General features: G+C 60.5%; 7 protein-coding genes. 3 read left to right on the plus strand and 4 right to left on the minus strand.

Going from position 1 to position 6,555, the window contains the following annotated elements; translation table 11 throughout:
* Positions 1 to 144: 144 nt before the first annotated feature.
* From EYC95_RS26915 to EYC95_RS26925, 3 genes are all read right to left on the minus strand, one after another.
* Entirely contained in the window at positions 145 to 786 is a 642-nt protein-coding gene (locus EYC95_RS26915) for an oxidoreductase (protein WP_131063027.1), read from the minus strand.
* Between the two features lie 27 nt (positions 787 to 813).
* Positions 814 to 2,532: a C13 family peptidase gene (locus EYC95_RS26920; protein WP_131063028.1), complete on the minus strand. Its 1,719-nt coding sequence runs from the start codon at positions 2,530 to 2,532 to the stop codon at positions 814 to 816.
* A 115-nt stretch (positions 2,533 to 2,647) separates the two neighbouring features.
* Positions 2,648 to 3,103 (minus strand): MaoC family dehydratase, encoded by a 456-nt coding sequence (locus EYC95_RS26925; RefSeq protein ID WP_131063029.1) that lies wholly within the window; start codon positions 3,101 to 3,103, stop codon positions 2,648 to 2,650.
* Between the two features lie 197 nt (positions 3,104 to 3,300).
* Between EYC95_RS26925 and EYC95_RS26930 the strand changes: the two genes are divergently transcribed.
* Genes EYC95_RS26930 through EYC95_RS26940 form a run of 3 tightly spaced genes read left to right on the plus strand, consistent with a single transcriptional unit; the run spans position 3,301 to position 4,977 of the window.
* A complete protein-coding gene (locus EYC95_RS26930; protein ID WP_131063030.1) occupies positions 3,301 to 3,663 on the plus strand; it encodes a CidA/LrgA family protein in 363 nt (120 codons plus the stop codon).
* On the plus strand, positions 3,660 to 4,376 hold the full coding sequence (locus EYC95_RS26935; protein ID WP_131063031.1) for an LrgB family protein: 717 nt from the start codon (positions 3,660 to 3,662) through the stop codon (positions 4,374 to 4,376). The genes EYC95_RS26930 and EYC95_RS26935 overlap by 4 nt, the downstream gene beginning before the upstream one ends.
* 10 nt (positions 4,377 to 4,386) lie before the next feature.
* Positions 4,387 to 4,977 (plus strand): LON peptidase substrate-binding domain-containing protein, encoded by a 591-nt coding sequence (locus EYC95_RS26940; RefSeq protein ID WP_131063032.1) that lies wholly within the window; start codon positions 4,387 to 4,389, stop codon positions 4,975 to 4,977.
* Here the strand turns inward: EYC95_RS26940 and EYC95_RS26945 are convergent, their stop codons facing one another.
* Positions 4,978 to 6,294: a bifunctional DedA family/phosphatase PAP2 family protein gene (locus EYC95_RS26945; protein WP_131063033.1), complete on the minus strand. Its 1,317-nt coding sequence runs from the start codon at positions 6,292 to 6,294 to the stop codon at positions 4,978 to 4,980.
* Between the last annotated feature and the right edge of the window lie 261 nt (positions 6,295 to 6,555).

A 6,555-nucleotide genomic window follows, 5' to 3' on the forward strand; every position in this document is an offset into this window, starting at 1 on the left:
CATTGAATCGGTGTCGCGCCCTTCGCGGGCAAGTCGGACCGCCGCACCGCTCGCTCCTACACAATCAACGGTGGTGAACCAGTAGGAGCGAGCGGTGCGGCGGTCCGACTTGCCCGCGAAGGCGTCTTCTCAGACGCCACAGGATTACTTGCCTAGTTTGCGCAACTCATCCGACTCAACCACCCGCACCCCATCCTGTTCTTCCAGCGCCAGCCTCCACATCGCGCGGGCCAGTTGGCAGGCTTCGATGCCGTGGTACTTGCCCGGAATCAATCGCGACAACGGACCGGCGACTTTCTCGCCCAGTCGCGGCTTGACGCGATCGCCCAATAACAGCGAAGGTCGGCAAATGGTCAGTTGCGGCCAGTCCTGCGCACGCAATGCGTATTCCATCTCGCCTTTGACACGGTTGTAGAAAACCGAAGATCTTCGATCAGCCCCCAAGGCGCTGATCACGATCAGGTGCCGTGCGCCCATTTCCCGCGCACGCTTGGCGAACGCCACCACCATGTCCAGGTCCACTGCGCGAAACGCCTGCTCCGATCCGGCCTGCTTGATGGTGGTGCCGAGGCAGCAGTAGGCGATGTCGACGCGACCGTTCAGTTGCGGCAGGAACACCGCCGGATCGCCGACCGGGTTTTCCAGATGCGGATGCTCGGCCAAAGGCCGGCGTGAGGGGGCTAAAACCCTTGAAATCGTTGGCTCATTGAGCAAGCGATCAAGCAGATGTTCACCGGTTAACCCGGTAGCTCCGGCAAGCAATACATGCTGAGGCGTCAAGTACATAGTGTTTCCCCCTTGATACTGTTCAGCTTAGTTGCTCTTTGCATCCTTGCTGTTGATAGAGACACTTTGTAGTGCTTTTCGTGCCTGCTGCTTGCGTAAAAGCTGCCAGTGCGAGAGAACGGTTTTCGGCGCCCAGATCTGCGGTTCAGAGGCTTCGAAGCCGTCGGCCAGTTCGCGCTCCGCCACCGTAGCCTTGGCCAGCTTGAAGGCTTGCTCCAGATCGTCGGTCTGGTTCAGTGCCTGGGCGAACAGCGCATCGCCGAAGTAGGTGAAGTTGGCTTCTTCCGAGCAACCGAAGGACACACGATCGGCACGCGAGGCGGTCATGATCAGCGTGCGTTCATCCTTGAGGGCGGGGATGAAACCGCCGGAATAGCAGGATGAAATCACAACAATCTTGTCCCGATTTTTCAGGGGCGCGAGGACGGCGGCGAGTTCGTCGGCCGGAAGATCGGCCAACTCCATGCGCGGCTGGTCGAGCACCAGTTCATGTTCGCTGCTGCCGTGGCTGGTCAGGTAGATGAAGATCAAGTCTTCCGGGCCACTGCGTTCGGCCAGGGTCACCGCGGCACGGCGCAGGTTTTCCCGGGTGGCCATCGGCCGGTCGACGAGGTGATCGCGATGGTTCACCAGGCGAATCTGGCCAAAGGCGCCGAAGCGGCTGCTGAGCATGTTGCTGACGTAATCGGACTCACGCAGGAATACGCTCTGCTTGCCGTCACCGCCCAGAGTCAAGGTGTACAGCTCCACCACCGGGGTCGAGGCCGGCACACTGGACAGGGCGTCATCGAGTAACCGGCCCTGGGCCAGCAACCCGAGTTCGAGGGTGTCGGGCAGCAACTTGCCATCGGCATCGCGAACACGCTGGCCATTAATCCACGTACCGCTTTGCACCGTGCCGTCGGTGAGCACCAGAGTGCCGCGTCCCGAGTAGCTGTCACCGTCGAACTGGCCGATGTAGAAGCTGCCGTCCGGCAGGTTCAATCGACCCTGGCCGGTAAAGCGCCAGTCGCTGAACTGGCCGATGTAATGGCTGCCGTCAGCGCCGATCAACTCGCCCTTGCCGTTCAGCGAGCCTTCCTTGAATTGACCCAGCCAGACATCGCCGTCGGCGTTTTCGTAGCGGCCCTTGCCATGCAACTGATTGTTCTTGAAGCCACCGACATAGATGTCGCCGTCGGCGCTGTTGAAGGTCCCGTTGCCTTCCAGCTGTCCGTCTTTGAAGTGCCCGGTGAACTGATTGCCACTGCCATCGCCGCGCTGGCCTTCGCCATTGGGTTTGCCTTGGGCGAACTGGCCTTGGTAGGAGCTGCCGTCGTCGAGTTCGAGACGACCTAGCCCTGAATATTGATCGGCCTTGAATTCACCGCGATAGGTCATCGCGTTTTCTTTAAGCGTACCTTCACCGTCGCGGCGGCCGAGTTTGAACCCGCCGGTGTAGCTGCTGCCGGGGGTGGTCAGCGTGCCTTGGCCGTCGAACAAGCCTTGATTGAACAGTCCGCGATAGACCTCACCGTTGCTGCCATGCCATTCGCCCTGGCCATGCCATTGGCCCTTGTCGAACTCGCCGTCGTACCAGCTGCCGTTGGGGTAGTCGATGCGGCCCTGGCCTTGCAGCAAGCCGTTGACCAGATCACCGCGATAGCGCCCGCCGTCCGGCAAGCGGGCATCGGGGGGCAGCAGCGATTCGCCATCGCCGCAAGCGGTGAGCAATAGGGTCAAGGCAAGGAGTGCAAGTGAGCGCATAGCGGGATCCGGGCAATTATGCGACGGAGTATGCCGCAGCTATGTGTCGCATTTATAGAGACACGGCAGAGACACAGCGCGAAACAGCGTGAGCTGTTTCGCAATCAGGCATGTGTCAGACGAAACAGAGGGACAGCGGCTCGGCGATATACGCCGGCTTGTCCGACCCTTCGATTTCAAGGGTGGCGGTGGCTTTGAGCAGCCATTGGCCGGGTTTCTTCTCGATGACTTCGTTCATGTCGACCTTGAGCCGAACCCTGGAGTTGACCTTCACTGGCTGGATGAAACGCACGCTGTCCAGACCATAGTTGACCACCATCTTCGCCCCTTGAGGGAGGATCAGGATGTCTTCCATCAGTTTCGGGATCAAGGACAGCGACAGGAATCCGTGTGCAATGGTGCTGCCAAATGGCGTTTGCGCGGCTTTGACCGGATCGACGTGAATAAACTGATAATCGCCTGTGGCTTCTGCGAACAGGTTGATGCGCTCCTGATCGATGGTGAGCCATCCGGAACGTCCGAGTTCCTTGCCGACATAATCTTTGAGCTCTGCAACGGGAACATAGGGCATTGAGACTCTCCTTGGGTTTCATCGGATTTATAGTTTTTCGAGCGGGGGGATTTGACCTCCCTGTGAACCACTTTAGATCAACATGGCAAATTGCTCCGGTCAACTGACCATGCTTTTGGCGAATGCCGATCCATAGCGTTGACGTGCTTATAATGCCCGGCCCCTTTTTGGTGGGGAGCGCGTGCGGGAGATGCTGGATGTTGTTACGTGGCCTGACCTGGCTGGTGCTGTTCCAATTGCTGGGCACAGCCATCAACCATTTGTTTTTACCGGTGCTGCCCGGGCCGATTGTCGGCCTGCTGCTGTTGCTGGTGTACCTGATTTCACGCGGGCAAGTCGGCGAGCCGTTGAACCTGGCGGCCAGTAGCCTGCTGCGTTACTTGCCGTTGCTGCTGGTGCCGCCGGCCGTGGGCGTTATGGTTTACGCCAAGGACATTGCCGCGGATTTCTGGGCCATCGTCGGCGCGTTGGTGTTGTCGCTGGTGCTGTCCATGGCGTTTGCCGGGGTTCTGATGCAGCGCATGGTCAAGCGGCATGCCCATCGTGGAGATCGCCAATGATCCTCGATTGGCACGGCGCGCTGGACTCGGTGATTCATCATCCGTTGTTCGGTATCGGCATTACGCTGGGCGCTTATCAGTTGGTGCTGGCGGCCTTCGAGAAAACCCGCTGGATCTTTCTGCAGCCGGTGCTGGTCTCCATGCTGCTGGTGATCGGCGTGCTGGTGCTTTGCGGGATCAACTTTGCCGAGTACCGCAAGAGCACCGAGATCCTCAGCATCTTGCTCGGGCCAGCGACCGTTGCACTGGCAGTGCCGCTGTACCTCAATCTGCGACGGATTCGGCAGTTGTTCTGGCCGATATTTACTACGCTGGTGATAGGCGGCGTGGTTGCCACGGGCATGGGCGTGTTGCTGGGCTGGTGGTTTGGCGCCGAACACATGATCCTGATGACCATGGCACCGAAGTCGGTGACGTCGCCGATTGCCATGCTGGTGGCCGAGCAGATCGGTGGTGTCGCTGCGCTGGCGGCGGTGTTCGTGTTGATCACTGGCGTGATTGGTGCGATCTTCGGGCCGAGTCTGTTGACCCGACTGGGCGTGCACAGCCCTGAAGCACGCGGTATGGCTTTGGGCATGACCGCCCATGCGGTCGGCACCTCGGTGGCCTTGCAGGAAAGTGAAGAATGCGGCGCCTTCGCGGCGCTGGCGATGAGTCTGATGGGCGTGGCCACGGCGGTGTTCCTGCCGTTGGCGGTGTCGATGGTGGTGTAAGGAAATGTCTATGAGCTTGCCGCTTTTCCCGCTGAACACGGTGCTGTTCCCTGGCTGCATCCTCGACTTGCAGATCTTCGAGGCGCGCTACCTGGACATGATCAGCCGCTGCATGAAACAGGGCGGCGGCTTCGGCGTGGTGTGCATTCTCGACGGCGAAGAAGTGGGCATCGCGCCGGCGGGCTATGCACTGGTGGGCTGCGAAGCGTTGATCACCGATTTCAAGCAGCAGGACAACGGCCTGCTGGGCATTCGCGTGCAGGGCGGCCGGCGTTTTCATGTACTGCGCACCGAGGTGCAGCGCGATCAATTGACCGTCGCTGACGTCGAGTGGCTGGAAGACGAGCCCGAGCAACCGCTGCAGGACGAGGACGCGGACCTGGTCGCACTGCTCAAGGCCTTGGCCGAACACCCGATGGTCGAGGCGTTGAACATGGGCACCGAAGCGACCGGGCAACAATCCTTGGCCAATCAGCTGGCCTACCTGCTGCCGTTTGCTGAGCTGGACAAGATCGACCTGCTGCAACTCGATGATCCCCAGCAGCGACTGGATGCGATTCAGGCGCTGCTGGATGAATTGCAGGGTGAGTTGTTTGCCTGATCAGTAGGCATACCTCAACATCGCATTCGGCAAATGCCGCAACGCAAAGAACCCGAACAACGCCACCAACGCCGGCAATACCAGCCACCAGACTTTTGGCGGCATGCCGTTGAGCGGTGCCTGACGCTGGTTCAACCACAAGCTCGCGGCACACACGCATGCCGCCAGCATCGCGCCGGCCAGTACATCCGTCGGCCAATGTGCGCCCAGGTACACCCGCGACAGGGCAATCGCCAGTGCCGGCAAGCAACCCAGCAGCAACCAGGTCAGGCGCATCCGCGGCGGCTGACCGCGACCGGCCAGTACGGCGAGGGTCAGGAACAACGCGAAGGAGCCCGAGGCGTGGCCGCTGGGCATGCTGTAGCTGGTCAGCGGATCGCTCAGTACTTCCGGGCGCACGCGGGCGAAAAATTGCTTGGTGAACGTGTTGCCCAAAGCAGTGAAGAGCAGGGTGCCACCGGCGAAAATCGCCTGGCGCCACTGCCGGGTGAGCAGCAGCAAGCCGGTGAGCAGGGCGCTGAACAGCAGCATGTTGCGGAATTCGCCGATCAGCGTGAAGGTGACGGCCACTTCATCGAGCATCGGGCTGCGGTGTTCCTGCACCAGGGTCATCACACCCTGATCGAGCGCAGTCAGGTGCGGATAGCCGATAAACAGCCCTGCGAGAATCAGCAGGCTCATGCCGGCAATCAGCACCGTCGCTTTACGATGGCGGCGCATGCTGCTGGTGATGCTCAAACCCAACATGATGGCGATGCTGCCGGCGACGATACCCGCCTCAGGCCAGAAACCGTCGGGCAATGGCAGACGAATCGCTGCGCCCGTGGCCCAGCCGGGTAGCAAGTACGCGATGCTCCAGCCCGCGGCGGCCAGCAAGCTGACAGCGGCGAAACGCGGGAACGGCATGTCGAACATCCCGGCGACCATTGGCAGCATCGGGCGCAGCGGGCCGATAAAGCGCCCGACCAACAGACTGGCGATGCCGTAGCGCTGGAAATACGCTTCGGCGCCGGCGATCCATTCCGGATGATGACGCAACCCCGGCAGGCGCCGGATGTTCTGGTGGAAATGTCGGCCAATGAAGTACGAAACGATGTCGCCCAGCACGCCGGCGACGAACCCAAGCAAAAGCGTTTCGCTCAATGACAGTGCGCCGCTGCCGGCCAGTACCGCCACGGCGAACAGCAACACCGTGCCGGGCACGATCAACCCGGCAATCGCCAGGCATTCCACAAATGCCACTATGAACACCGCCGCGGCCAGCCATTGCGGGTTAGCCGACAACCAACCGGTCACGCTATCGAGCCATGGGCCCATAAAAACAACTCCATCTGATGTTCATTGGTCTCTTGGGACGAACGCAATCTTCAAAACATTACAGAAACCTGTGGGAGCGAGCTTGCTTGCGATGGCGGTGTATCAGGCGACATCTACTTCGACTGTCGGCCGCTATCACGCCCTGAGCCTTTCCGTCAACGCGGTTTTGCTGTGTCCAGCTCGCTGGTCAACGGTGAGCCGTGCCGGAGCAAGGCCTGTAAATAAACCTTTTCGTCGTACACGGTACTGGTCTTCCAGCAC

Source organism: Pseudomonas sp. BGI-2 (assembly GCF_004310295.1).
Taxonomy (GTDB): Bacteria; Pseudomonadota; Gammaproteobacteria; order Pseudomonadales; family Pseudomonadaceae; genus Aquipseudomonas.